Origin of the sequence: Massilia sp. 2TAF26 (assembly GCF_052115005.1) — a bacterium.
Lineage (GTDB): Bacteria > Pseudomonadota > Gammaproteobacteria > Burkholderiales > Burkholderiaceae_D > Telluria.
Genome location: NZ_JBFRFV010000031.1, coordinates 23,003 through 48,320 on the forward strand (window position 1 = coordinate 23,003; position 25,318 = coordinate 48,320).

At 64.7% G+C, this 25,318-nt stretch carries 25 protein-coding genes; 14 read left to right on the forward strand and 11 right to left on the reverse strand.

The genetic code is table 11. The features are described 5' to 3' along the window. Positions 1-53: 53 nt before the first annotated feature. The 4 genes from AB4Z32_RS23380 to AB4Z32_RS23395 are packed head-to-tail and all read right to left on the reverse strand — an operon-like array spanning position 54 to position 4,700. Entirely contained in the window at positions 54-2,114 is a 2,061-nt protein-coding gene (locus tag AB4Z32_RS23380; RefSeq protein WP_442124267.1) for a sodium:solute symporter family protein, read from the reverse strand. Between the two features lie 2 nt (positions 2,115-2,116). After that, on the reverse strand, positions 2,117-2,425 hold the full coding sequence (locus AB4Z32_RS23385) for a DUF4212 domain-containing protein (protein WP_442124268.1): 309 nt from the start codon (positions 2,423-2,425) through the stop codon (positions 2,117-2,119). After that, a complete protein-coding gene (locus AB4Z32_RS23390) occupies positions 2,415-3,971 on the reverse strand; it encodes a sensor histidine kinase (RefSeq protein WP_442124269.1) in 1,557 nt (518 codons plus the stop codon). Before AB4Z32_RS23390 ends, AB4Z32_RS23385 begins: the two co-directional genes overlap by 11 nt. A gap of 21 nt (positions 3,972-3,992) precedes the next feature. Beyond that, the gene (locus AB4Z32_RS23395) at positions 3,993-4,700 is read right to left on the reverse strand and encodes a response regulator (protein ID WP_442124270.1); all 708 of its coding nucleotides are present in this window, start codon (positions 4,698-4,700) and stop codon (positions 3,993-3,995) included. Positions 4,701-4,890: 190 nt separating this feature from the next. Here AB4Z32_RS23395 and recA point away from each other — a divergent pair, with 190 nt between their 5' ends. From recA to AB4Z32_RS23430, 7 genes are all read left to right on the forward strand, one after another. Further along, positions 4,891-5,973 carry a recombinase RecA gene (gene recA, locus AB4Z32_RS23400; protein WP_442124271.1) on the forward strand — a complete coding sequence of 361 codons (1,083 nt, stop codon included), beginning with the start codon at positions 4,891-4,893 and terminating at the stop codon, positions 5,971-5,973. 17 nt (positions 5,974-5,990) lie between these two features. Continuing rightward, positions 5,991-6,449, forward strand: a complete 459-nt coding sequence (gene recX, locus AB4Z32_RS23405; protein ID WP_442124272.1) for a recombination regulator RecX — start codon at positions 5,991-5,993, stop codon at positions 6,447-6,449. Between the two features lie 289 nt (positions 6,450-6,738). Then, positions 6,739-7,296: a DUF2889 domain-containing protein gene (locus tag AB4Z32_RS23410; protein ID WP_442124273.1), complete on the forward strand. Its 558-nt coding sequence runs from the start codon at positions 6,739-6,741 to the stop codon at positions 7,294-7,296. A 71-nt stretch (positions 7,297-7,367) separates the two neighbouring features. Beyond that, positions 7,368-8,537 carry an ADP-forming succinate--CoA ligase subunit beta gene (gene sucC, locus AB4Z32_RS23415; protein ID WP_442124274.1) on the forward strand — a complete coding sequence of 390 codons (1,170 nt, stop codon included), beginning with the start codon at positions 7,368-7,370 and terminating at the stop codon, positions 8,535-8,537. 17 nt (positions 8,538-8,554) lie between these two features. After that, positions 8,555-9,436, forward strand: a complete 882-nt coding sequence (gene sucD, locus AB4Z32_RS23420) for a succinate--CoA ligase subunit alpha (RefSeq protein ID WP_052234039.1) — start codon at positions 8,555-8,557, stop codon at positions 9,434-9,436. Positions 9,437-9,734: 298 nt separating this feature from the next. After that, positions 9,735-10,211: a pilin gene (locus tag AB4Z32_RS23425; protein WP_442124275.1), complete on the forward strand. Its 477-nt coding sequence runs from the start codon at positions 9,735-9,737 to the stop codon at positions 10,209-10,211. A 126-nt stretch (positions 10,212-10,337) separates the two neighbouring features. Further along, positions 10,338-11,768 carry an O-antigen ligase family protein gene (locus tag AB4Z32_RS23430; RefSeq protein WP_442124276.1) on the forward strand — a complete coding sequence of 477 codons (1,431 nt, stop codon included), beginning with the start codon at positions 10,338-10,340 and terminating at the stop codon, positions 11,766-11,768. Here the strand turns inward: AB4Z32_RS23430 and AB4Z32_RS23435 are convergent. The 3 genes from AB4Z32_RS23435 to AB4Z32_RS23445 form a co-directional block, all read right to left on the reverse strand. After that, positions 11,765-12,481, reverse strand: coding sequence for a flagellar brake protein (locus tag AB4Z32_RS23435; protein WP_442124277.1), 717 nt, complete (start codon positions 12,479-12,481; stop codon positions 11,765-11,767). The two genes, AB4Z32_RS23430 and AB4Z32_RS23435, sit on opposite strands and share 4 nt — an antisense overlap. A 162-nt stretch (positions 12,482-12,643) precedes the next feature. After that, a complete protein-coding gene (locus tag AB4Z32_RS23440; protein ID WP_442124278.1) occupies positions 12,644-14,725 on the reverse strand; it encodes a prolyl oligopeptidase family serine peptidase in 2,082 nt (693 codons plus the stop codon). A 59-nt stretch (positions 14,726-14,784) separates the two neighbouring features. Then, complete coding sequence (locus tag AB4Z32_RS23445) at positions 14,785-15,063, reverse strand: hypothetical protein (protein ID WP_442124279.1); 279 nt, start codon at positions 15,061-15,063, stop codon at positions 14,785-14,787. Between the two features lie 159 nt (positions 15,064-15,222). On the opposite strand from AB4Z32_RS23445, the gene AB4Z32_RS23450 reads away from it, so the two are divergent. Both AB4Z32_RS23450 and AB4Z32_RS23455 read left to right on the forward strand, forming a co-directional pair. Next, complete coding sequence (locus AB4Z32_RS23450) at positions 15,223-16,533, forward strand: cytochrome C (RefSeq protein WP_442124280.1); 1,311 nt, start codon at positions 15,223-15,225, stop codon at positions 16,531-16,533. Positions 16,534-16,574: 41 nt separating this feature from the next. Next, a complete protein-coding gene (locus AB4Z32_RS23455; RefSeq protein WP_442124281.1) occupies positions 16,575-16,856 on the forward strand; it encodes a high-potential iron-sulfur protein in 282 nt (93 codons plus the stop codon). Positions 16,857-16,860: 4 nt separating this feature from the next. On the opposite strand, the gene moaC is transcribed toward AB4Z32_RS23455, so the two are convergent. Continuing rightward, positions 16,861-17,352, reverse strand: coding sequence for a cyclic pyranopterin monophosphate synthase MoaC (moaC, locus tag AB4Z32_RS23460; protein ID WP_442124282.1), 492 nt, complete (start codon positions 17,350-17,352; stop codon positions 16,861-16,863). A gap of 132 nt (positions 17,353-17,484) precedes the next feature. On the opposite strand from moaC, the gene AB4Z32_RS23465 reads away from it, so the two are divergent. After that, entirely contained in the window at positions 17,485-19,224 is a 1,740-nt protein-coding gene (locus tag AB4Z32_RS23465) for a M48 family metalloprotease (protein ID WP_442124283.1), read from the forward strand. Between the two features lie 34 nt (positions 19,225-19,258). On the opposite strand, the gene AB4Z32_RS23470 is transcribed toward AB4Z32_RS23465, so the two are convergent. The 3 genes from AB4Z32_RS23470 to AB4Z32_RS23480 all read right to left on the reverse strand — a co-directional run bounded on the left by AB4Z32_RS23470 (position 19,259) and on the right by AB4Z32_RS23480 (position 21,124). Continuing rightward, positions 19,259-19,861 carry a DUF2946 family protein gene (locus AB4Z32_RS23470; protein ID WP_442124284.1) on the reverse strand — a complete coding sequence of 201 codons (603 nt, stop codon included), beginning with the start codon at positions 19,859-19,861 and terminating at the stop codon, positions 19,259-19,261. Continuing rightward, positions 19,846-20,859, reverse strand: coding sequence for a YheT family hydrolase (locus AB4Z32_RS23475; RefSeq protein WP_442124301.1), 1,014 nt, complete (start codon positions 20,857-20,859; stop codon positions 19,846-19,848). Before AB4Z32_RS23475 ends, AB4Z32_RS23470 begins: the two co-directional genes overlap by 16 nt. A gap of 70 nt (positions 20,860-20,929) precedes the next feature. After that, positions 20,930-21,124: a zinc-finger domain-containing protein gene (locus AB4Z32_RS23480; RefSeq protein WP_052234051.1), complete on the reverse strand. Its 195-nt coding sequence runs from the start codon at positions 21,122-21,124 to the stop codon at positions 20,930-20,932. A 215-nt stretch (positions 21,125-21,339) separates the two neighbouring features. Between AB4Z32_RS23480 and AB4Z32_RS23485 the strand changes: the two genes are divergently transcribed. Genes AB4Z32_RS23485 through pyk form a run of 4 tightly spaced genes read left to right on the forward strand, consistent with a single transcriptional unit; the run spans position 21,340 to position 25,196 of the window. Further along, positions 21,340-22,083, forward strand: a complete 744-nt coding sequence (locus AB4Z32_RS23485) for an AzlC family ABC transporter permease (RefSeq protein ID WP_442124285.1) — start codon at positions 21,340-21,342, stop codon at positions 22,081-22,083. Continuing rightward, positions 22,076-22,420, forward strand: coding sequence for an AzlD domain-containing protein (locus AB4Z32_RS23490; protein ID WP_442124286.1), 345 nt, complete (start codon positions 22,076-22,078; stop codon positions 22,418-22,420). The genes AB4Z32_RS23485 and AB4Z32_RS23490 overlap by 8 nt, the downstream gene beginning before the upstream one ends. A 47-nt stretch (positions 22,421-22,467) precedes the next feature. Continuing rightward, positions 22,468-23,670 (forward strand): phosphoglycerate kinase, encoded by a 1,203-nt coding sequence (locus AB4Z32_RS23495; protein ID WP_442124287.1) that lies wholly within the window; start codon positions 22,468-22,470, stop codon positions 23,668-23,670. Positions 23,671-23,726: 56 nt separating this feature from the next. After that, positions 23,727-25,196, forward strand: coding sequence for a pyruvate kinase (gene pyk, locus AB4Z32_RS23500; protein ID WP_442124288.1), 1,470 nt, complete (start codon positions 23,727-23,729; stop codon positions 25,194-25,196). The last annotated feature ends 122 nt before the right edge of the window (positions 25,197-25,318 follow it).

Genomic DNA, 25,318 nt, shown 5'->3' on the forward strand with positions numbered 1-25,318 from the left:
CGAAGCCGCGGCCACCGCAGGGTAGCAGCAAGACTTCGGCAGTCTGCCGGCTGTCACGCTTCCTCCGGCGCCCGGATGTACTCGACCAGCCCGGTGCTCTCGCGCGGCGGCGGCGGCGTCAGCAGGCTGACCACGGCCAGCACCGCCAGCCCGGCCGGCACCCCGAACACGCCGGCCGAGATCGGCGCGATGTGGAACCAGGTGCTGTCCGCGTTCCCACCCAGGATCGGGTTGGTGTGCAGCATGTAGTAGACGCAGACCAGGAATCCCGTCAGCATGCCGGCGATCGCGCCCTGGTGGTTGGCGCGCTTCCAGAACACGCCCGCCACCAGCGCCGGGAACAGGGTCGAGCCGGCCAGCGAGAAGGCCGCGCCGACCAGCGACAGGATGTCGGCCGGCTTCTGCGAGGCGACGTAGGCGGCGATGAAGGCCACCGCCAGCAGCAGCAGTTTCGAGATCGTGACCCGCTTCTGGGTCGAGGCGCCCGGGTCGACCATCTTGAAGTAGATGTCGTGCGACAGCGCGTTCGAGATCGCCAGCAGCAGGCCGTCGGCGGTGGAGAGGGCCGCCGCCAGGCCGCCCGCCGCGACCAGGCCCGAGATCACGTACGGCAGGCCGCCGATCTCCGGTGTGGCCAGGGTCAGGACGTCGCCGTCGATCGCGATCTCGGCCAGCTGCACGATACCGTCGCCGTTGATGTCGGCGATGCTGATCAGGGGATTGGTCTTGTCGACGTTGGCCCAGTAGGAGACCCAGGTCGGCAGCGTGTCGTAACTGCTGCCGACCAGGGAGGTGTAGATGTCGAACTTGGCCAGCACCGCCAGCGCCGGCATCGTCAGGTAGATCAGCAGGATGAAGAACAGGGTCCAGAACACCGATACCCGGGTCTCGTGCACCGAGGGCGTGGTGTAGGCGCGCATCAGGATGTGGGGCAGGGCCGCGGTGCCGAACATCAGGCAGAACACCAGCGCCAGGAAGTTGTTGCGGCGCTGGTCGGATTCTTCGCGGGTCTTGCCGGGGAAGGGCTCCGCATGCGGTTCGGGCGGCTGGGCGCGCGCGAGGTTGGCGGCGCGCTGCTCGGCCCATACGTGGGCGGCTTCGTCGGCGGTGCGCGGGTAGGCGATCAGTTCGCGCTCGGCGTTGCGGACTTCGCCCAGCGAGGCGTTGCGGCCGCGCGCGGCGTCGAGCCGGCGCTGGACTTCGACCCGGCCCGCTTCCCACGATTGCGGCAGGGCCGCCAGCCTGGCGCCGTATTCGTCGGCCTTGGCCTTGAAGGCGGCCCGCACTTCCTGCTCGCGCGGGTCGACCGCCAGCTGGGCCTCGCGCTTGGCCAGCTTGGTCAGCACCGAGCCGTAGGCGACCTGCGGCACCGGGTTGCCGGCGAATTTCATCGACAACCACATGGTCGGGATCAGGAAGGCGACCAGGATGATGATGTACTGCGCGACCTGGGTCCAGGTGATGGCCCGCATCCCGCCGAGGAACGAGCAAACGAGAATGGACGCCAGCCCGAGGAAGATCCCGACCGAGAAGTCGACGCCGGTGAAGCGCGAGGCGATCAGGCCGACGGCGTAGATCTGCGCCACCACGTAGATGAAGGAGACCACGATGGTGGCGGCTACCGCCAGCGCCCGCACCAGCTTGCCGTGCCTGCTGCTGCCGCCGTAGCGCGCGGCCAGGAAGTCCGGCACCGTGTATTGCGCGAACTTGCGCAGGTAGGGCGCGATCAGCAGCGCCACAAGGCAGTAGCCGCCGGTCCAGCCCATCACGTAGGCGAGGGCGTCGAAGCCGTGCAGGTAGAGCGTGCCGGCCAGGCTGATGAAGCTGGCCGCCGAGATCCAGTCGGCGGCGGTCGCCATGCCGTTGAACAGGGCCGGCACCCGCCGTCCGGCCACGTAGTATTCGGAGACGTTCGAGGTGCGCGCCACCACGCCGATGATCGCGTACAGCACGATGGTGGCGAACATGTACAGGTAGCCGATCCACTGGCGCGGCATGCCTTCGTTTTCGAGGATCGCCAGCGCCGCCAGGAACAGGCCGAGGCAGGCCGTGAACCACAGGTAGTAGCGCGCCAGGCGCTGGAAGTAGCTGCGATGCTTGTTTTTGCCGCCCATGCTCACGCGCCGTCCCTGAGCATGCGTGCGAACTCGCGGTCGAGGATCCGCATGCGCCAGGCGTAGACGCCGATGATGGCCAGGTAGATCAGCGTCGCGCCCTGGGCCGCCAGGTAGAAGGACAGCGGCCAGCCGAACACCGACATGTGAGCCAGGTCGCGCGCGAAGAACACGGTGCCGAAGCCGGTCGCCAGCCAGATCCCCAGCAGGACCAGGATCAGCCTGCGCGCACGCGACCAGTGCATGGCGCGCGCGGCGAGGATGCGCTCGCGCGGCGGCGGGGAAGGAGGAAGAACGCTGTCAGTCTGCATCGGGATCGGGTGGGGCGGGTGGTGGCGGGAAGGTTAGCCGGAACAGGCTGCCCGGGTATTTCTTGCTGGTGCTGCGCGGGTTGTAGAAGATCTCGATCTCGGCGCCGTGCTGCTGCGCGATCTCGCGCACGATTGCCAGGCCCAGGCCGGAGCCGGACGCACTGTTGCCGAGGATGCGGTAGAAGCGCTCGAACACGCGCGGACGCTCGCCCGGTGCGATGCCCGGGCCGGTGTCCTCGACTTCCAGCAGGGCCAGGCCGCCGTCGCTGCGCACGCGGACGGTGACGCTGCCGCCCGGCGGGGTATAGCGCAGCGCATTGTCGATCAGGTTCGACAGCAGCTCGCGCAGCATCATGCCGTCCCCCAGGATCTCCAGCGGTCCGTCCGGGTCTTCGTAGCCGAGGTCGATCTCGTGGGCGAAGGAGGCCGGCACCCAGTCCAGCACCACGCTGCGCGCCAGAAGCGCGAGGTCGAGCGGCTCCAGCGCCAGGCCGGCATGCGGCTGGTTTTCCGCGCGCGCCAGCGCCAATAATTGATTGACCAGGCGCGTCGCCGATTCCGAACTCTTGGCCAGCTGCTCCAGTGAGCGGTGGATCTCGTCCGGATCGATCTGGCGCAGGGCGAGTTCCGACTGCATGCGCATGCCGGCCAGCGGGGTCTTCATCTGGTGCGCGGCGTCGGCGATGAAGCGCTTCTGGGCGTCGATGGTGTGCGCCAGGCGCGCCAGCATGTCGTTCAGCGAACCCACCAGCGGCGAGATCTCTTCCGGCACCTGGCGCGAATCGATCGGCGACAGGTCGTCCGGTGGCCGCGCGCGAATCCGTTCCTGCAGCTGGGCCAGCGGCGACAGGCCGCGCGACAGCGCGAACCAGACCAGGGCCAGGATCACCGGCAGGATGATGAACTGCGGCAGGATCACGCCCTTGATGATCTCGTTGGCGAGCTGGGCGCGCTTTTCCAGGGTTTCCGCCACCTGCACCAGGGCCAGGCGCGGTTCGCCGCTGACGCCCGTTCCCGGGTCGGGCAGGGGCTGCAGGTTGACCCAGGCATAGGCGACCCGCACCGGGGTGCCGTGCAGGCTCTCGTTGCGGAAGTGAACGCGGCCGCTGCGTTCGGCGTCATCCAGCGGCGGCAGCGGCAATTCGCGGTCGCCGTCGACGGCTTCGTTGCGCGGTCCCGTGATCTGGAAGTAGACGCTGTCGACGTCGTCGGCACGCAGGAAGTCGCGCGCGCTGCCGGGCAGGAGCGCCACCACCTTGCCGTTTACTTCCTTGACCTGCTGGGCCAGCACGGTGACGCTGTCTTCGAGCGCATGGTCGAAGGGCTGGTTGGCGATCGATTTCGCGACCAGGTAGGTGATGGCGATGCTCATCGGCCACAGCAACAGCAGCGGGGCCAGCATCCAGTCGAGGATCTCGCCGAACAGCGAATGCTGCATGCTCTCCTCGGGCTCGGGCCGCGGAGGAACATACACGGGATCGAAGGTCGAACCGGGGCCGGATTCGGGCGCGATGATGCCGGCGCCGCGCCGCTTGAGGGACCTCATGTGCCGGCCTTGCCCGCCGCCTTACTTGCCGCTGCCGGCGGCCTGCGCCTTGCGTGCGCTGTCGGAATAGCGCTCCAGGCAGTAGCCCAGGCCGCGCACGGTGGCGATGCGGATGCCGCCGGTCTCGATCTTCTTGCGCAGGCGGTGCACGTAGACTTCGATGGCGTTGTTCGACACTTCCTCGCCCCATTCGCACAGGTGGTCGACCAGCTGTTCCTTGGACACCAGGCGGCCGGTGCGCGCCAGCAGGATCTCGAGCAGGCCCAGCTCGCGCGCCGACAGGTCCAGCATCTGGTCGTCGATGTAGGCGCTGCGCCCGACCTGGTCGTACACCAGCGGGCCGTGGCGGATCACGGTCGAGCCGCCGCCCTGGCCGCGCCGGGTCAGGGCGCGCACCCGCGCCTCCAGCTCGGAGAGGGCGAAGGGCTTGGCCATGTAGTCGTCGGCGCCGGCGTCGAGGCCACCCACGCGCTGCTCGATCGAGTCGGCGGCGGTGAGGATCAGCACCGGCAGCAGCGAACCGCGCGCGCGCAGGCGTCGCAGCACGTCGAGCCCGGACAGCTTCGGCAGGCCGAGATCGAGGATCAGCAGGTCGAATTCCTGGGTCGACAGTGCGGTGTCGGCATCCTGGCCGTTCTTCACGCAGTCGATCGCGTAGCCGGACTGGCGCAGGGAGCGCGTCAGGCCATCGGCAAGTACGCTATCATCCTCCGCTAGTAAAATACGCATGATCTCCCCCTGGTTTTGTCGTTTGAGCCTAGCTTACCCGCATATTGTGTTTGATATCTCGCAACATGTCGAATTGATCAAATGGCGGTAAATATCGCTTGCCAAAACCACTGGGATTTTATACAGTACTTCCTATTGATATCGCGCGAGCGGTCCCTATCTTGGTTCACTCTAGGACTGAAAGTAAATCATGGACGATAAAAAATCCGCAGTAAACGCAGCAGAGAAGGGCAAGGCGCTGGCAGCAGCCCTCGCGCAGATCGAAAAGCAATTCGGCAAGGGCTCGGTCATGCGCATGGACACCAATGCGCCGGTCGAGGAAGTACAAACCGTGTCCACCGGCTCGCTGGGCCTGGACATCGCACTGGGCGTCGGTGGCCTGCCGCGCGGCCGTATCGTCGAGATCTACGGTCCGGAGTCGTCGGGTAAAACCACGCTGACCCTGCAAACCATTGCCCAGATGCAGAAAATGGGCGGCACCTGCGCCTTCATCGACGCCGAGCACGCGCTGGACGTCACCTATGCGCAGAAGCTGGGCATCAAGCTGGACGAACTGCTGATCTCGCAGCCGGACACCGGCGAGCAGGCGCTTGAAATCACCGATGCGCTGGTGCGTTCGGGCAGCGTCGACATGGTGGTCATCGACTCGGTGGCGGCACTGACCCCGCGCGCCGAGATCGAAGGCGACATGGGTGATTCGCTGCCGGGCCTGCAAGCCCGTCTAATGTCGCAGGCGCTGCGCAAGCTGACCGCGTCGATCAACCGTACGAACACCCTGGTGATCTTCATTAACCAGATCCGTATGAAGATCGGCGTCATGTTCGGCAGCCCGGAAACCACGACCGGCGGTAACGCGTTGAAGTTCTACGCCTCCGTGCGTCTGGACATCCGCCGTACCGGTTCGATCAAGGCCGGCGACGAGGTGATCGGTAACGAAACCAAGGTCAAGGTCGTCAAGAACAAGATCGCTCCTCCGTTCAAGGAAGCCCACTTCGACATCCTGTATGGCGAAGGCACTTCCCGCGAAGGCGAGATCATCGACTTGGGCGTGGATAACAAGATCGTCGAGAAGTCGGGCTCCTGGTACAGCTACGGTGGCGAACGCATCGGTCAAGGTAAAGACAATGCGCGTATCTACCTGCGCGAGCGCCCGGCCCTGGCCCGCGAGATCGAAAACAAGGTCCGCGCCGCCCTGGGCGTGCGCGAACTGGCGCCGGTCGCTGCCGGTGACGGCGCCGGTGCGGCCGAGCTGACCGCTGTCGGCGAAGAGTAATCTTCGATAGCGTCTCAGTGAAACAGGTCCTGAGTCTCAAGGCTCGTGCGTTGAAGTATCTGTCGACGCGCGAGCACAGCCGGATCGAGCTGGGGCGCAAGCTGTCTCGCTATGCCGAGGAGGGGGACGACGTCGAAGCCCTCCTCGATTTCCTCGAAAAGAACAACTGGCTGTCGCAGGAAAGGTTCGCCGAGTCTCTGGTGCACCGCCGTGCCGGCCGCTACGGCAACAGCCGCGTGCTGGCGGAACTCCAGCAGCACGGCGTGAAGGGCGAAGAACTCGACGAGCTCAAGTCCGGCTTGAAGGAAACCGAAATTGCCCGCGCCCGCGAAGTGTGGCGCCGCAAGTTCAACCGGGTGCCGCAGGATGCCGAAGATCGTAGTAAACAGATGCGCTTCCTCATGGCGCGTGGTTTTTCGCAGAGCGCGATCCGCAGCGCAATGCAGGGACGAGACGAGGACGACGAGGAATCGTGACCCTCGGTTTGGCCCGACGCCTCAACGCTGAGGCGCAAGCGCACAGCGCCACCCGCCGACGTGCCGCCCGCGGCACCTCCTCAACGGCGGATTGACGCTGTGCGCTTGCACTTCTGTGTTGTCAAACTGCCTGTCAAAATGGCAGCCGGGTGCATCCGCTGGCGCCCTGTGCTAAACTTTCATGGTTTAAGCAGCGCCGCAAGAGCGGTTGTTGCCGTAGAAGCTGCGGCAACGTGCATCAGGCACAACGGCTGCATACTTTTTTCGCCGCATTCCGGCATTGGTGTTTATGCCCCTGTCATCCCCCGCACCGCGTAAGCTAAGGCACACGCGCGCCATCACCGTTGAAGCGTTCGCGCGCGACGATGGGCTGTGGGACCTCGACGCCTGCATCCGCGACATCAAGACCCACGATATCGACCTGCCTTCCGGCCCCCGCCCGGGAGGCGTGCCTGTGCACGATCTGAGGCTGCGCGTGACCATCGACCACGAGATGGTCATCACGGACGCCGAAGCTTCGTCAGATGCCGTACCCTATCCCGGTTATTGCGACACCATCGCTCCCGCCTACAAGAAATTGATTGGCTTGTCGCTGCTGAAACATTTCCGGCTGCACCTGAAAGACCGCCTGTCCGGCGTCCTCGGATGCACCCATTTGACCGAACTGGCACAGGTCCTGCCCACTGCGGCAATCCAGGCCTTTGCCGACGACGCCATGGAAAACCGCGAAGCCGCGCAATCGGCCGAGCGTCCTTATGAACTCGACCGCTGTCATGCGCTGCGCACCGACGGTCCCGCCGTCGCCAAGTACTACCCGCGCTGGGCCTTGAAGGTGGTGTCGGGGTAGTATTCCGGTTTTTGTAGCCTCTATTTATTCAACCGCATTTCTAAATCAGTAACAGAAGAAGGGAAGCCAGCATGAAAATCCATGAGTATCAGGGCAAAGAGATCCTCCGAAAATTCGGAGTGACCGTTCCGCGCGGCATTCCGTGCATGTCGGTGGACGAAGCCGTCAAGGCAGCTGAAGAGCTGGGCGGCCCGGTCTGGGTAGTCAAGGCGCAGATCCATGCTGGCGGCCGCGGCAAGGGCGGCGGCGTCAAGGTCGCCAAGTCGATCGACCAGGTCCGTGAATACGCGAACCAGATCATGGGCATGCAGCTGGTGACCCACCAGACCGGCCCGGAAGGCCAGAAAGTCCGCCGCCTGCTGATCGAAGAAGGCGCCGACATCAAGCAGGAACTGTACGTCTCGCTGGTTACCGACCGCGTCACCCAGAAGATCGTCCTGATGGCCTCGTCGGAAGGCGGCATGGACATCGAAGAAGTCGCGCACAGCAACCCGGAAAAGATCCACAACGTCGTGATCGAGCCGTCGGTCGGCCTGACCGACGCGCAGGCTGACGACGTCGCCCGCAAGATCGGCGTGCCGGAAGGCTCRATCGCCGCCGCTCGCGCCAACCTGCAAGGCCTGTACAAAGCCTACTGGGAAACCGATTGCTCGCTGGCCGAAATCAACCCGATGATCGTGACCGGCGACGGCAAGGTCATCGCACTGGACGCCAAGTTCAACTTCGACCCGAACGCCCTGTTCCGCCACCCGGAAATCGTCGCCTACCGCGACCTGGATGAAGAAGATCCGGCCGAAGTCGAAGCATCGAAGTTCGACCTCGCCTACATCTCGCTGGACGGCAACATCGGCTGCCTGGTGAACGGCGCCGGCCTGGCCATGGCCACCATGGACACCATCAAGCTGTTCGGCGGCGAGCCGGCCAACTTCCTGGACGTGGGCGGCGGTGCGACGGCTGAGAAAGTCACCGAAGCATTCAAGATCATGCTGAAGAACCCGGGCCTGAAAGCCATCCTGGTCAACATCTTCGGCGGCATCATGCGCTGCGACGTGATCGCCGAAGGCGTGATCACCGCATCGAAAGCCGTCTCGCTGAAGGTGCCGCTGGTGGTCCGCATGAAGGGCACCAACGAAGACCTGGGCAAGAAGATGCTGGCCGATTCCGGCCTGCCGATCATCTCGGCCGACACCATGGAAGACGCAGCGAAGCAGGTCGTTGCCGCCGCTGCTGGCCAAGCCTAATTCGCAAAGGAAATAACATGTCGATTCTGATTAACAAAGACACCAAAGTCATCACCCAAGGTATCACCGGCAAGACCGGCCAGTTCCACACCCGCATGTGCCGCGACTACGCGAACGGCCGTGAAGCCTTCGTGGCCGGCGTGAACCCGAAGAAAGCCGGTGAGGACTTCGAGGGTATCCCCATCTTCGCAAGCGTCAAGGAAGCCAAGCAGAACACTGGCGCCAACGTTTCCGTGATCTACGTGCCGCCGGCAGGCGCCGCCGCCGCGATCTGGGAAGCCGTCGAAGCCGAACTCGACCTGGCAATCTGCATCACCGAAGGCATCCCGGTCCGCGACATGATGGAAGTCAAAGATCGCATGGCCAAGGCCGGTTCGAAGACCCTGCTGCTGGGCCCGAACTGCCCGGGTCTGATCACCCCGGACGAAATCAAGATCGGCATCATGCCGGGTCACATCCACAAGAAAGGCCGCATCGGCGTCGTCTCGCGTTCGGGCACCCTGACCTATGAAGCGGTCGGTCAGCTGACCGCGCTGGGCCTGGGCCAGTCGTCGGCAGTCGGCATCGGCGGCGACCCGATCAACGGTCTGAAGCACATCGACGTGATGAAGATGTTCAACGACGATCCGGATACCGACGCCGTCATCATGATCGGCGAGATCGGCGGCCCGGACGAGGCGAACGCTGCTTACTGGATCAAGGACAACATGAAGAAGCCGGTCGTCGGCTTCATCGCCGGTGTTACCGCTCCCCCGGGCAAGCGCATGGGCCACGCCGGCGCGCTGATCTCGGGCGGCGCCGACACCGCGCAAGCCAAGCTGGAAATCATGGAAGCCTGCGGTATCAAGGTCACCAAGAACCCGTCGGAAATGGCTCGCCTGCTGAAGGCCATGCTGTAATCCGCCAGTTCTTCAGCCGGAATGGAAACGGGGAGCTTCGGCTCCCCGTTTTTTTTGCAGGCACGCGACAATTTTCGACACCTGGACAAATTTTGCCGCTGGCCATGACAAAAATTGTCATACGGAAAGGGTAATACTGACAAAAATTGGTGCTGGCACGGCGTTTTGATGTATGCATGCTAACGATTTCGCATGGAAACGACCTGGCACGGCAGTTGCATATAGAAAAGGGCAGAAGCAAGCAGCACCCGGATAAGCAGTCACCCTTTAAATGCCGTACCAAAACTGGAGAGATACCATGAAAGCACCGAAAATGATGAAGAAAGCCGAAGGCGGCTTTACCCTGATCGAACTGATGATCGTCGTCGCGATCATCGGTATCCTGGCAGCCGTCGCGATCCCGGCTTACAGCGATTACACCGCCAAGGCCAAGGCTGCTAACGCCCTGTCGGCTGCTGATCCGTTCAAGACTGCAGTTGCCATGTGCGCGCAGGAAGCCGGCGCGGTCGACAAGTGCAACACCACCGACAACGCCGCCGCATTCCAGGCATTCACCCCGACCAAGGAAGTCAAGAGCATGACCGTTACCGGTCTGGGCGTCGTCACCGCTACCCTGAACGACATCGGCAAGGGCACCGCCGACACCACCGTCATCTTCACTCCGACCCTGGGTACCAGCGCCGTCACCTGGAAGATCGCTTCGAATAGCACCAACACTGCAGTGAAAGCTGCGTTCGAGAAGAACTCCGTCGAACCGGCCGCTTCGGGTACCTAATCCCGCCTGACATGAAGAAGCCGCCTCCGGGCGGCTTTTTCTTTTCCAGCTCCCGTTCCCACTGCGACACTGTCCAAGGCCAGAACTACCATGTCCCTTTCAGCACGCCCCGCCGTCGGTTTTTCCATGGCCGTAATGAAGCCGAACGGCACCATCCAGGCCCTGCTCGTCATCGCCGCCATGGCCGCCGGTTTCCTGTGGTCGTCGGGACATGACGACCAGCGTTGCGTCGAACTGGGACTGCTGGCGCTGCTGGCCGCCTTCATCGTCACGCGGCGCGATGCCGCGGACACCATCGCCGGGATGAACCCGGTTGCCCGCCTGTGCCTGGGCGCCTTCTTTGCCATCGGCGCCGTCTCGACCCTGAACGCCTGGTCGCCAACGCATGCCATCTACGAATGGTCGATGCTGCTGCTCCTGCTGCTGGCCGCGGCCTCGCTCGCGGCTGGCCTGGGCCGAGCAGGCGGCAGCGGGCTGCTGGCCGTCCTGCAGTGCGCGGGTGCCGCCGGCGCCTTGTATTCCCTGCGTGTGGTGCTGCTGTATGCCGCGTCGCTTTCTGCCGGTCACCAGCTCGACATGCAGGAACTCGGTGTCGGTTTCAGCAATATCCGCTTTTTCAACCATGTGCAGACCGTCCTGCTGCCGCTGGTCGTGCTGCTCCATCTGCAGGCGCCCAAGCGAAGCGTGTTGCGCTGGGCATGGTTTGCGCTGGCCGCATTCTGGTGGGCGTTGCTGTTCGTCAGCGAAGCACGGGCCAGCATCCTGGCGCTGAGCGCCGGCTGCGTGATGGCGCTCGTGGTACGCCGCGCCCATGCCCGCAGCTTCCTGAAGGCGATGGCGCTGGCTGCGCTGGCGGGTGGCATCGTCTACGTGCTGGGCTTTATCCTGCTGCCGATGCTGGCGGGATTACGTCCTTTCGATGCAGCCTCGAACGTCCTGCAGCGCACGGCTGCCGATCCGACCTCGCGTCGTAGCCTGTTGTGGCTGTTGTCCTTCGACTTGATTGCCGCTCATCCCATGCTCGGCGTAGGCCCCCAGCATTTCGCGCACTATGGTGCGTCGCTGGGCTGGGGCGCCCATCCGCACAACTTCGTGCTGCAGATCGGCGCCGAATGGGGATTGCCGGCACTGTTGTGCCTGCTGGGAGCGATCGGGCTCGGAATGCGCGGCCTCGTCCGTAGTGGCGCCCGTATCGCCGCATCCGATCAGGACGGGCAGCAGATCCTGGCCGTCCTGCTGGCGACCGGCGCCGCCATCCTGGTGGACGGGTTGTTCTCCGGCGTGGTCGTGATGCCGGGGAGCCAGATGGCAATCGTCCTCTACCTCGGCTGGGCTGCCGGCTGGGTCAGGTCCTTGTCGAACGCTACCGCTCCGGGCAGCGCCGGGACCTTGCGTTGGCTGATTGCCGGCCTGGCCCTTGCGGCAGCGGCAGGCCTGGCCGTTGCGGTCGCGCCAGGCGTCGTCGGCCATGCGCTTCACGAGCCACTGACGCCGGCCGAGCTGGCGGTCAACCCGAAGACGCATTGGCCACGCTTGTGGGTGGCCGGCTACTTCTAGACGATCTTCTGCCGGTCCGCCAGCAGCACCTCATAGGTCAGGTTCTGCAGCATGGTGAAGTGCATCGGATCCAGCTTCAGGAATTCCACGCCGTAGGCGAAGATCTCCGTTGCGTCCGAATCGCGGCGCAGCGCGTTGACGTTGCGCACCGCCGCGCGTGTCCTTACCCGCACTTCCTTCTCATCCATCGGCGAGGTCAGGCCGAATTCCAGTTCGATCTCGCCGCCGTCTTCCGGCAGGCTGCAGTTCGACTCGATGCGTGCGCCGTTGACGCTGACATTGGTGAGCGTGCAGCCGACCGGGGCCGCATCCGGATGCGCAGGCAGCACCTGGGCCGGAATGTCGACCTTGACCCGCATCGCCGTGCGCAGGCTGGTGCCCTGGATCGTGTCGGGGAAGGACAGGTGGACGTAGAGCAGGGGGCGGTCGAAGACGCGCGCGACCGTACAGGCGAAGGAGCACACGTTCACGCCCGAGAACACGCGGATGGTGATCCGCTCGCCTTCCACCAGCCCGACCGGGACGCCGTTCTCCTGCGGGATCTTGACGATCAGGTACTCGTCCATCATCCAGCCGATGAGCGTGGAGAAATATTGCATCGGCTTGATGCGGCGGTAGGTGATGAATTGAAGCCGGACGCCGACCTGGAGGTTCAAGGCCGCGAATCCGAACTCCTGGGGTTTGAGTTCGCGCTCTGTCTGCATACTGCTCATCGTCCGTTTTCCGTGGTTCTGGCTCGCATATCCGACGGCCGCAAGAAACATTCAGTAGCGCCGGTAAGTTGACATGATATCACTTTGTCATTCCTTTCGCATGGCAAACGAAAAAAAATGCCCGCGCGAAGGCGGGCATGTGGTGAAAGACCGACTGCGGGCTCAGGGTTTGATGTGCTGGTCCAGCCAGTTGATGACCGTGTGGTGCCACAGCACCGAGTTGGCCGGCTTCAGCACCCAGTGGTTTTCGTCCGGAAACACCAGCAGCTTGCTTTCGATGCCGCGGCGCTGCAGGGCCGTGAAGGTCGACAGGCCCTGGGCGGTCGGGATGCGGAAGTCCTTGTCGCCTTGCACCACCAGCATCGGGGTCTTCCACTTGTTCACGTGCAGGACCGGGTTGAAGCGCTCGTGCTTTTCCGGCACCGAGAAGTAGGGACCGCCGTTTTCCCAGTCGGTGAACCACTGCTCTTCGGTCGAGTAGGCCATGCCGCGGGTGTCGAACACGCCGTCGTGGTTGACGATGCACTTGAAGCCGTCCGACCAGTTTCCTTCGATCCAGTTCATCATGTAGCCGCCGTAGGAGGCGCCCAGCGCGCAGGCTTTCGAGCGGTCCAGCCACGGATATTTCGCCACGGCTGCCGCCAGGCCCTTCTTCAGGTCCTCGAGCGGCTTGCCGCCCCAGTCGCCGCTGATGGCGTCGGTGAACTTCTGGCCGTAGCCGGTCGAACCGTGGAAGTCGATGAACACCGACGCGTAGCCGGCGCCGGCATAGACCTGGGGATTCCAGCGGTAGCTCCAGCCATTGCCGAAGCTGCCCTGCGGGCCGCCGTGCACCAGGAAGGCGATCGGGTATTTCTTGCCCGGCTCATAGTTCCACGGCTTCATGACGTAGCCATGGACGGTGTCGCCGTTCGCGCCCTTGAACGAGAACTGCTCGTACTCGCCCCAGCGCACGTCGCCCAGCTTGTCGGTGTTCAGGTCGGTCAGCTTGACCGGATTGTCGGTGCCCAGTTTCATGGCGTAGAGCTGGGCGCCGGACGCCAGGCTGGCCTGGGTGAAGGCGATGGTGTCGGCGCGCACGTCGAAGCCGCCGATCGAGCCCTTGCTGGTCAGCGGCGTGACCTTGCCGCTGGCGACGTCGATCGAAAACAGCTTGTGCTGGCCGATGTCTTCGGCGTCGGCGATCAGGGCCTTGCCGTCGCGCGCCCACTGGATGCTGCCCGGCGAACGGTCCCAGCTCTCGGCGATGTTGCGCTTCTTGCCGCTGGCCAGGTCGAGCAGGACGATGTGGTAGCGGTCGGCTTCGAAGCCCGGACGCGTCATCGACAGGTAGGCGAGGGTGCGGCCGTCCGGCGAGAACACGCCCTTGGTATCCCAGGCCTTGTTATCCGCGGTCAGGTTTTTCGGCGTGCCGCCTCCGGCCGGCACCGAATACAGGTCGAAGTTGGTCGACCAGGCTTCGGTCTTGCCGGCGATGCGCACCGAGAACACGACGGTCTTGCCGTCCGGGCTGAAATGGAATTCCTCGCGGTCGCCGAAGGGCTTCGAGGGCACGTCGCCGTCCAGCGAGCCGGACAGGCTGCTAGGTGCGCCGTTCACGCGGCCGCCGGCGTCCAGCGGCGCCGAGTAGAGCACGGCGTTGCGGCCGTCGGCCCAGGTATCCCAGTGGCGCACGAACAGGCGGTCGTAGACCATGCCGGTGGCCTTGTCCTTTTCCTTGGCGTCGGCCTTGGCCTTGGTGCAGGCCAGGTCCGGGCAGTCGCGGAACACCGACATGCTGAGCGCGATGCGGTCGCCCGTCGGCGAGACGCGGTAGGCGTCGACGTCGACCGGCATGTCGGTCACCTTGACCGGATCGCCGCCCGCCAGCGAGATGCGCCAGACCTGGGACGAGCCCGAACGGGCGGACAGGAAATAGATCGCATCCCCTAGAGCCGACCATTCCGGATCGGTGCTGCTGGCGGCATCCGAGGTCAGGCGCTGCGGCTTCGCGTTCGCGGCGCGCAGGTCGACCAAGTACAGATCGGTATGGCCCTTGTTCTTCGCCATGTCGGTGCTGCGTACCGTGTAGACGACGCGGCTGCCGTCGGGCGACACCGCCGGCGTGCCGACGCGCTCCATCGTCACCAGGTCCTCGACCGTGAAACCGCGCGGCGCGGCCACGGCGGCGGGCGCCATGGTGACGGCGGTCGTGGCGAAGGTCGCGGCAACGGCGGCTGCCAGCGCAAGCAAACGTACTTTCATCCTGTCCTCGTGCTTCTGTGAAAAGAAGCAATTTAACATGTGGAAAGGATGATGGGGAATTAGTCGTCGGGGAGATCGGGGCCGTGCGAGCCGGACAGATAGTCGCCGTCGCCCGAAAAATTGAGGTCCTCCAGATTCTCGTCGATTGGCCGCTGCCGCTTGGCGAGGTAGACGATGAGGAGGCCGATGATGAGCAGCGTCCCACCGTACAGCAGGGCGGGTTGGCCAAGCACGGACCGGCCCAGGGCCGACAGCACCAGGCCGGCGGCGGCGAGGGCAATGCCGATGGCGTCTTTGACGCTCATGCCGGCCTTGCGGTAAAGAGGGTCTTTGCGCATCCACTCCTCCGGTGTGTGCACATCATACCTGCCAATTCCCCACACAAGTCAAGCATCGACGGGATGAACCCCGCTGCCCGCGGGCGGGATTAACCGACACCTCCTGCGCCTGCACATGACAGGCGCGGGGTTCGAGTCAATCCCAGCGAGGGCATCGTCATGACAACTTCCATCAAGATTCCGTGGCGTGCGGTACTTGCCGGCGCGCTGCTGGCATGCAGCGCGATGCCGGCCCAGGCGGTTCCCAGTTTCGCGCGCCAGACCGGGCTGGACTGCTTTACCTGCCACTTCAGCTGGCCCGAACTCACGCCTACCGGCAGGCAGTTCAAGCTGAACGGCTACACGCTGGGCAAGAAGCTGACCCTGCCGGTGGCCGGCATGCTCCAGGTGGGATATTCGAGCACGAGCAAGGCCGACGCCGGCTTCAGGCAGAACTTTCCAATGGACCGCGACGTCGTGCTGCAGCAGGTGAGCCTCTTCTTTAACGGCAAGCTCAGCGACCATGTCGGCATCTTTTCGCAGGCGACCTACGACGGTGTCGAACACCGTGCCAGCATCGACAACGTCGACCTGCGCTACGCGAACCACCTCAGCCTGGGCAAGGACGACCTGCTCTACGGCTTCACCCTGCACAACAACCCGCAGGTGCAGGACGTCTACAACACGACCAGCACCTGGGGCTTTCCGTACGCTTCGTCGCCGACGGCGAACGTGCCCGCGGCCGCGCCCTTGATCGAAAACCTGGGGCAGCAAGTGGCCGGCGGCGGCGTCTATGCCCTGTGGCGGAACACGCTGTATGCGGAAGTCACGGCCTACCGCACCAGCAACCATTTGTTCTCGCCGCTGAGGCTGGGCATCGACAAGGCCAGCGCGGCAGCCCTGGACGGCTACAACCCCTACTGGCGGCTGGCGCTGCAGCACGAATGGGAGGGCGGCAAGCAGTCGGCGATGATCGGCACCTATGGCCTGGTCGCCAAGGTCTTCCCCGATAACCAGCTGCTGACGGGGCCGACCGATCACTTCCGCGACATCGGCGTCGATGCGCAATACCAGTACATCACGGACCGGCACCGGATCTCGGCGCAGTTCGACTACACGCGCGAATGGCAGACCTGGAATCCCAATGCGCCGGCCAGCAACCACAGCGACAGGCTGGACTCGTTCCGGGCCAAGGCGAGCTATTACTACGACAAGAAATACGGCATCAACCTGGGCCGCTTCAATATCCACGGCACGGCCGATAACGGCCTCTACAACACGGGTGAGGCGATCACCGGCAGCGGCAACGGCAGTCCCAACAGTTCAGGCACCATCCTGGAATTCAATTACCTGCCGCGCCGGGACATCCGCCTGATGCTCCAGTTTACGCACTACGACAAGTTCAACGGCGCCAGGACGAACTACGACGGCTTCGGCCGCAAGGCTTCCGACAACGACACCGTCTATCTGCTGGGATGGTTCATGTTCTAACCCTTGTTCTGAGCCCCCGCTTTCCTCGAGAGGAGTCGATCATGGATGAGTATCAATTGGCACGCCGCCGCGTGCTGGGGACGATGGCGTCCGCGCTGCCGGTATTGCTGCTGCTGCCGCTGGCCGGCGGGAGTACTGCGGCGCGCGCAGGTACGGCGCGCAAAGAGGACTTTCACTACCAGGACCGCCCGAACGAGGGCAAGCACTGCGCGAACTGCACGGCCTTCGTTCCGCCGGCGGCCGGGCAGGCCCTCGGGACCTGCAATATCGTCGCCGGGCCGGTCAGCCCGGATGGCTGGTGCATGGCGTTTTCGCCGAAGTAGGGGCTTACACCGCCGCGGTCCAGTCGCCGGATTTGCCGCCGTGCTTTTCCAGCACCCGCACATTGGTCATCACCATGCCGCGATCCGCCGCCTTGCACATGTCATAAATGGTCAGCAACCCGACCTGCACGGCGGTCAGCGCCTCCATCTCGACCCCGGTCTTGCCGACGGTTTCGACCTGGGCGCGGCAGTGAACGGCATTCGCAGCAGCGTCGACTTCGAAATCCACCGCCACCCGCGTGATGGCCAGCGGATGGCACAAGGGCACCAGGTCGCTGGTCCGCTTCGCCCCCATGATCGCCGCGATGCGCGCGATCCCCAGCACGTCGCCCTTTTTCGCAGAGCCGGAGCGGATCAGCTCCAGGGTCTCCGGCTTCATGCGGATGGTACCGGCGGCCACGGCGATGCGATGGGTTTCCTGCTTGGCGCCGACGTCGACCATATGGGCCTGGCCGGTGGCGTCGAAGTGGGTCAGTGGCGAATCCTGGGTGGACATATTGTTGTAATCGAATATTAAGAGAACGTTAAGCGGAATATGGTCCAGCGGTGACAATGGGCCGGAAGAAGGTATGATAGCACCGTGAAATCGACCCCGAATCCAGCGATGTTGCAGCTTTCACCATCAGGAATGACCACCTCGCGCCGCCTGCGCTGGCGCTCGCTCGTGAGCGCCATCTGTCTGGGCGCCACTGCCACCCTCGCGCTGGCGGCGCCGACCGTGCCGGCCACGCCCGTCCTGCGCACCCCGGACGCCACCCTGCCGACGCTCGGCGATGCCGCGCGCGCCGACCTGTCTCCCGTCATCGAGCGCAAGCTTGGCGAGGAGATCATGAACGACATCCGGCGCGACCGCGACTACCTCGATGACGATGCCATCGTCGAGTACCTGAACAATTTCGGCGAGAACCTGGTCTCCTTCGCGCCCGGCGCGCGCGGCGAGACGAATGCCGATTTCTTCTTCTTCGCCGTGCGCGATCCGATGATCAACGCCTTCGCGCTGCCCGGCGGCTTCATCGGCGTGCATTCGCAGCTCCTGATCGCGGCGCAGAACGAGTCCGAGCTGGCCTCGGTGCTGTCGCACGAGATCGGCCACGTGCAGCAGCGCCACATCGCGCGCATGCTGGGGCAGCAGAAGCAGGATGCGCTGTTGCCGCTGGCGGCGCTGATCCTGGCGGCGCTGGTCGGCAAGGCCGGCGGCGGCGCCGATGCGGCGATGGGCGTGGTGATGGGCGGGCAGGGCCTGGCCATCCAGCGCCAGCTGAATTTCAGCCGCGACGCCGAGCGCGAGGCCGACCGCGTCGGCTTCCAGACCATGCGCGCGGCCGGTTACGACACTTCCGGCATGGTGTCCTTCTTCAAGCGCCTGCAGGGCACGACCCGCCTGTACGGCGAGGCGCCGGCCTGGCTGTCGAGCCACCCGCTGACCGGCGAGCGCATCGCCGACATCCAGAACCGGATCCGCGAAGCGCCCAAGCCCGGCCACATCCGCCCGGATTCCATCGAATTCCACCTGGTGCGCGCCCGCGCCCGCGTGCTGCAGGATCCGAGCGCCAAGGGCTACGACGACAGCAAGGGGGCGTTCGAAACCCAGCTCAGGCAGGACAACACCCAGCAGCAGACTGCCGCCATGTACGGCCTGTCCTTCCTCGCGCTCAAGCAGGGCGACCTGAAGCTGGCGCAGAGCTGGCTCGACAAGGCGAAGGCTTCGATGAAGCCGCGGCCGGGCGTGCTGTCCGCCGAGCGCACCAGTTCGGACGGCGCGGCCATGTTCGCCAGCCTCGGCACCGAGATCAAGCTGGCTCCGGGCCAGCCGCCGGAAGTGCTGGCGCAGGCGGCGCAGGAAGCCGAGCAGGCGCACCAGAAGTTCCCGCTGTCGCGCATGCTGGCGCGCCAGTACGCCGACGCGATGATCGCTTCCGGCAAGCTGGACCAGGCGGCTACTTTCCTCCGCGACCAGGTCCAGCAGTACCGCGAGGAGCCCAAGCTCTACGACCAGCTGGCCAAGACCTATGCGGCCCAGGGCAAGATCGCGCTGCAGCACATGGCGCTGGCAGAATCCTATGTACTGACCGGCGCGGTGCCGGCCGCGGTCGACCAGCTGAACATGGCGCGCAAGGCCCAGGACGTGTCCTTCTACGACCAGGCCGTGATCGACGCCCGCGAGCGCGAGCTGCAGCAGCGCCAGAAGGACGAGAAGAAGGAAAAGAAAGACCGCGACAACCTGGCGGAAGGCAAGCCTACATTCAAGATCGAGAGCAGCTCGGGCAGCGCGCCCGGCTTCGGCAACGATACCCGCTCCGGTTTCGGCGATGATATCGGCTCGATGAGTACGCTCGAGCGCAAGATGCAGCAGCGCCGCAGCCAATGAAACAATCTTTCATTTTACTGCCAAAAATGAAATATTATTTCTGACCGATCAAGAGGTCCGGTCGCTGCACGAAACTGAAACGCTGCGCCGCCTCTTCCAGCGTCACACGTTCCACCGCGATCTCGCGGCCCTGCCAGCGCAGGGCCAGCCGGCCCGGGCCGCCTTCGAGCCAGGCCATCAATCCTTCATCCGCCACCGGCTTGCCGTCCAGTTCCATCGCCTGCAGCAGCTGGGCCACGTCGCGGTCGTCGAGCTGGGCCAGCTGTTCGCCGGCGCGCAAGGCGATGCTGCCGGTCTCGAACATGAACACCTGTTCCGGCGCCGCCATCGCCTGGCCGGTATGCAGGACCAGGCCCTGGGCCGGATCGGTGCGGGCGATGAAGGGCGTGGCTTCCAGGTTCACATAGACCCGCTGCGGGCCGTTCTGGAAATACCAGCAGCCGCGCTCGTCATGCAGGTAGTTGCGGTTGATGAAGCCGACCAGGGCGGCATTGGTCAGCTTGTCGCCCGGCGCTTCGGCGCGCTGGGCGGTTTCGTCGCGCATGCGCCAGACGCCGCGCGCGTCGAGTGCCAGCCAGCCATAGCAGTGCGGCACGTTCGGCCACTTGGCCATTGCCTGTTTTACGATGTCGTCCATGAGGTCAAGCTTGGCATAGTCGTGCTGGCGCCGGCGCGCGCGTGCGCCTGTCCCCGCACTTCGTCGAAGAAGTGCAGGATGCGGCGCGGCAGCCAGGCCTTGCGGCCGGGGAAAGGACCGGCCGGGAAGCCGACGTGGCCGCCGGTCTCTGGATATTCCAGCGTGACGGCGCGCGATGCCGTTTCCGGCAGGTGCTTGCCCGGCAAAAAAGGATCGTTGCGCGCGTTCAGCACCAGGGTCGGCACGGTGATGTCGTGCAGCACGTGCTTGGCGCTGGCGCGGTGCCAGTAGTCGTCGGTGTCGCGGTAGCCGTGCAGCGGCGCGGTGACGACGTTGTCGAAGCTGTACAGGTCGCGTGAGGCGAGCAGGGCGGCGCGGTCGAACAGGCCGGGAAAGTGCTCCAGCTTGGCCAGCGCCTTGGGCTTCAGGGTTTCCAGGAACATGCGCGTGTACAGGCGGTTGAAACCGTTCGACAGCGCCGCGCCGCCGGCCGCCAGGTCGAGCGGGGCCGACACGGACACGGCCGCATCGACGATGTCGGCGCCATGCTGCTGCTCACCCAGCCAGCGCAGCAGGGCATTGCCGCCCAACGAGACGCCGGCCACGTAGAAGGGACCGTCGAAGCGCGGACGCAGGCGGCGGATGATCCAGTCGAGCTCTTCGGCGTCGCCGGAGTGATAGAAGCGCGGCGCCAGGTTGGCTTCGCCGGAGCAGCCGCGGAAATGCGGGATCGCGCCTTGCCAGCCGCGCGCCTGGACAGCCGCCATCAGGGCGCGCGCGTAATGACTGTTCGACGAGCCTTCCAGGCCGTGGAACAGCATTACGAACGGCGCCCCCGGCTGTCCGTCGACGAAATCGACGTCGATGAAATCCTGGCCGCAGGGCGTATCCCAGCGTTCACGCCGGAAGGCGACGTCGGGCTTCGCGATGCGGACGGCCGGGTAGATCGTCTGCAGGTCGCCGCCGGGGAGCCAGAACGGCGCCCGATAGCCGGGCATGCCCTCGAACAGGGGGCTGCACTCGGCGCAGTAGCGGCTCACGGCCAGGACGGGGCTAAAGTAGTGTCGATCAGTGGTGCGACAGTACGGTGCCCGGCTTCAGCTGGTACTGGGTGCCGCAGTAGGGGCACTTGGCGTGGCCGTGATGATCGAAATCCAGGAAGACGCGCGGGTGGGACGACCACAACGGCATCGCCGGGTTCGGGCAGTAGGCCGGCAGGTCCTTGGCTTCCAGTTCCACCACAGGAATGGTCTTCTCGTTCATGTTTTGACTTCTCCGTCATTGCGAAATATTCGAAGCCATGATTTTAACGGATTCGCACTGATTGCCGGAATGGTCCGGTAGAATAGCGGGCCGATTACTGTCGAGTAGTTTTCCTTCCAGGAAATTCTCTCGCACTATCACCGATCCCGTTCCATGCTCGAACGCCACCCGTCCGCCGCGCTGCTGGTTTCCCTTGAATGTTGCAGGAACGCGACATGAACCAGTTGCAGCCGGACTCGCAGGTGCTGGACCCGCAGGCGGAGGCGCGCGGCTGGCGCGAAGGTTTCCAGACCGGTTTTCCTACCCTGTTCGGCATCGGCGCCTGGGGCATGGTGGTCGGTGTCGCGATGGTCAAGAGCGGCCTCACCGTGGCCCAGGCCAGCGGCATGACCCTGGTCGCGTTCGCAGGTTCCGCCCAGCTGGCCTCGCTGCCGCTGATCGCCGCCGGCGCCCCGGTCTGGGTGATCTTCCTGACGGCCCTGGTCGTCAACCTGCGCTTCGTGATCTTTTCCGCCCTGCTGGGGCCGCATTTTGCCCACCTGCCGCTGTGGCAGCGTTTCTATCTCGGCTATATCTCCGGCGACGTCTCGATCGCCCTGTTCCTGCAGCGCTATCCGACCTCGAAGCCCGAGCCCGGCAAGCTGGCCTTCCTGAAGGGGCTGATGTACCCGAACTGGGTCGCCTGGCAGATCGGCTCCCTGATCGGCATCTTCCTCGGCAGCGCCGTGCCGACCGAATGGCAGCTCGGCTTTGCCGGCACCCTGGCCATCCTGTGCATCATGGTGCCCCTGATCATCAACAGCGCGGCCCTGTGCGGCGTGCTGGTGGCCGGCGTCACGGCGGTGCTGGCGCACGGCCTGCCGTACAAGCTGGGCTTGCTGGCGGCGGTGCTGGCCGGCATGGTCACCGCGATGGTCTTCGAGGAGACCGTGCAGAAACGCCGGGTGCGCCATGGCTGACTGGGAGATCTGGATCATCATCCTGGTGCTGGGCGTGGCCACGGCCTGCACCCGCAGCGCCTTCTGGCTGGTCGGCCACAAGGTGACGATCCCGCCGCGGGTCCAGGAGATGCTGCGCTATGCGCCGGCCTGCGCCCTGGCCGCCATCGTCTTCCCGGACATGGTGCTGGGCCCGCAGGGCGAGCTGCAACTGGCGCTGGCCAATCCGAAGCTGCTGGCCGGCGTGGCCGCCCTCGCGTTTTACCTGTGGCGGCGGGCCATGCTGCAGACCATCGTGTTCGGTATGCTGGTACTGACACTGTTGCGTGTGTTTCATGTTTTCGGCAACAACGCCTAAGGTAGAATAACGTTTTTTCCACTAATCTCTACCGGATCCACGCTGACATGGCTGTCCTCAATTTCACCCGCTTGCAAGACCTGATCGACCAGGGCGCGCTGAAAGGTAAACGCGTCTTCATTCGCGCCGACCTGAACGTTCCCCAGGACGATGCCGGCAACATCACCGAAGATACCCGCGTGCGCGCTTCCGTGCCCGCGATCCGCGATGCCCTGCAGGCAGGCGCGGCCGTGATGGTGACTTCCCACCTGGGCCGTCCGACCGAGGGCGAATTCAAGCCGGAAGACAGCCTGGCGCCGGTCGCCAAGCGCCTGTCCGAGCTGCTGGGCCAGCCGGTCGAGCTGAAGCAGAACTGGGTCGATGGCGTGGATGTCGCGCCGGGCCAGGTCGTGCTGCTGGAAAACTGCCGCGTCAACAAGGGCGAAAAGAAAAACGACGACGCGCTGGCCCAGAAGATGGCCAAGCTGTGCGACGTCTACGTCAACGACGCCTTCGGCACTGCCCACCGCGCCGAAGCGACCACCCACGGCATCGCGAAATTCGCGCCCGTGGTGGCCGCCGGCCCGCTGCTGGCCGCCGAACTGGATGCGCTCGGTAAAGCCCTGCACGCACCCCAGCGTCCGCTGCTGGCCATCGTCGCCGGCTCCAAGGTCTCGAGCAAGCTGACCATCCTGCAGAGCCTGGCCGACAAGGTCGACAACCTGATTGTCGGCGGCGGCATCGCCAACACTTTCATGAAGGCCGTCGGCCTGAACGTCGGCAAATCGCTGATGGAAGCCGACCTGGTGGGTGAAGCGAAGACCATCATCGACAAGATGGCCGCGCGCGGCGCCACCGTGCCGATCCCGGTGGACGTGGTGTGCGCGAAGGAGTTCTCGCCGACCGCCGCCGCCACCGTCAAGGACGTCAAGGACGTGGCCGACGACGACATGATCCTGGACATCGGCCCGAAGACGGCCGCTGCCCTGGCCCAGCAGATCGCCAAGGCCGGCACCATCGTCTGGAACGGCCCGGTCGGCGTGTTCGAGTTCGACCAGTTCGCCGAAGGCACGAAGACCCTGGCGACCGCCATCGCGCAGTCGAAGGGCTTCTCGATCGCCGGCGGCGGCGACACCCTGGCTGCCATCGCAAAATACAATATTGCCGACCAGATCGGCTACATCTCGACCGGCGGCGGCGCTTTCCTCGAGTTCCTCGAAGGGAAAACGCTTCCGGCAGTGGAGATCCTGCTGCAACGCAGCGCCAAGTAGAAGCTGAGTGAGACCCTAGCGCAGCCCAAGGCTGCGCTTTTCATTGAAGGATAACCATGTACCGTGGCACCAAGATCGTAGCAACCATCGGCCCTGCGTCGACCGATTTCGACATTCTCGTCAAGATGATCCGCGCCGGCGTCGACGTCGTACGCCTGAACTTCTCGCATGGCCGGGCGCAGGACCACATCGATCGCGCTGCCCTGGTACGCCGCGCCGCCGCCGAGTGCGGCCGCGAAGTGGCCATCATGGCCGACATGCAGGGTCCGAAGATCCGTGTCGGTAAATTCGAGCAAGGCAAGATTTTCCTGAACAATGGCGATCCCTTCATCCTGGACGCCAAATGGGGCGAGAACGGCGAGCTGGGCAACCAGGAACGCGTCGGCCTCGACTACAAGGCCCTGCCGCGCGACGTCAAGCCGGGCGACAAGCTGCTGCTGAACGACGGCCTGATCGTGCTGGTGGTCGACAAGGTCGTCGGCAACGAGATCTACACCACGACCAAGGTCGGCGGCGAGCTGTCGAACAACAAGGGCATCAACCGCCAGGGCGGCGGCCTGACCGCGCCGGCCCTGACTTCGAAGGACATGGAAGACATCAAGACCGCGATGAGCTTCCAGGCCGACTACCTTGCCATCTCCTTCCCGAAGAGCGCCACCGACATGGAAATGGCGCGCCAGCTGGCCAACATCGCCGGCGAGCCTTTCGGCCACAAGCCGATGATGATTGCCAAGATCGAGCGCGCCGAAGCGATTCCGGTGCTGCAGGAAATCCTGGACGCCTCCGACGGCATCATGGTCGCCCGCGGCGACCTGGCGGTCGAAGTCGGCAACGCGGCCGTGCCGGCGCTGCAGAAGCGCATGATCCGCATGGCGCGCGAATCGAACAAGCTCGCGATCACCGCGACCCAGATGATGGAGTCGATGATCGTCAACGCCGTCCCGACCCGCGCCGAAGTGTCGGACGTGGCCAACGCCGTGCTGGACGGCACCGACGCCGTGATGACATCGGCCGAGACCGCATCGGGCAAGTATCCGGTCGAGACCGTCGAAATGATGTCGGCGATCTGCGTGGAAGCCGAGCAGTCCGAATACAACAAGCTGGAAGCCGACTTCCTGAACGTGCAGTTCACCCGCATCGACCAGTCGATCGCCTACGGCACCCTGTTCACCGCCCACCACCTGCGCGTGAAGGCGATCGTGGCGCTGACCGAATCGGGCTCGACCGCGCTGTGGATGTCGCGCCACTCGATCGACACCCCGATCTTCGCGCTGACCCCGTCGCAGACGACCCAGCGCAAGGCTTCGCTGTACCGCAACGTGCGTTCCTTCCACCTGATGCAGGAAGGCGGCAGCCACGCCGTGCTGCGCAAGGCCGAGGAACTCCTCATGCGCGAAGGCGTCGTACGCAAGGGCGACCTGATCGTTGTGACCTGGGGTTCGCCGATGGGGCAGGCCGGCGGTACCAATGCGCTCAAGATCGTGCGTGTTGGCGATGCTGAGAATTTTTTGAAGGAATCCTCGTAACACCCGTCGTTCCCGCGACCAACGTCGTTCCCGCGGAGGCGGGAACCCAAGTTTGCCAGCGTATCGACAGCTCGTGCAGAACTTGGGCCCCCGCCTTCGCGGGGGCGACGGTAGTGATTCGC